We start from the raw sequence: 590 nt of genomic DNA, 5'->3' as shown, positions 1-590 counted from the left end.
CGATTACCATTGCGGCGGGTCAAACCCAAGGTAGTGTAGACCTCGTTGTTGCAGCAGATGAAGATGCGATTGTAGATGCAACGTCAATTACTAATTCAATTGCGAGCGCAACTGGTGGTAACTTCGAGAATCTAGAGGTGGATCAAACCCCAGTTTCAACCGCGATTACCGATACAGAAACAGATACTAACCTCACTCTAGATGCAACTAGTGCGCTAGCGATTGAAGGCGGCACGATTACTTACACAGCCAGTGTAAACCAAGTATCAGATACGCCACTGACAGTGAATTTAAGCAACGGCCAAAGTATCGTGATTGCTGCGGGTAGTTTAATGGGCACAGTTGACGTTAACGCTGCAGATTTAGATGGTGTGAGTGAAATCAGTGCACGTATTAATGATGTTTCTGGTGGTAATTACGAGAACTTAATCATAGACGAAACGCCAGCAGTGACTGAAATAGCACAAGCCGTAACCTTGCTTGCTGCAACGGATTCTCTTACTGAGGCGGGCGGCACAATAGTTTATACAGCTGAGTTATCAGCGGTCCCAGAAAGTGACGTCACCATTACTTTATCCAATGGTGAAACT

General features: G+C 45.6%; 1 protein-coding gene. It reads left to right on the top strand.

The window, feature by feature from the left end; all coding sequences use genetic code 11:
- Positions 1–590 (top strand): immunoglobulin-like domain-containing protein (locus XM47_RS19210; protein WP_172656556.1); only part of this gene is annotated, 590 nt, incomplete at both ends.

Origin of the sequence: Catenovulum maritimum (assembly GCF_001050375.1) — a bacterium.
GTDB lineage: Bacteria > Pseudomonadota > Gammaproteobacteria > Enterobacterales > Alteromonadaceae > Catenovulum > Catenovulum maritimum.
This window is presented reverse-complemented; position numbering and strand designations above follow the sequence as displayed.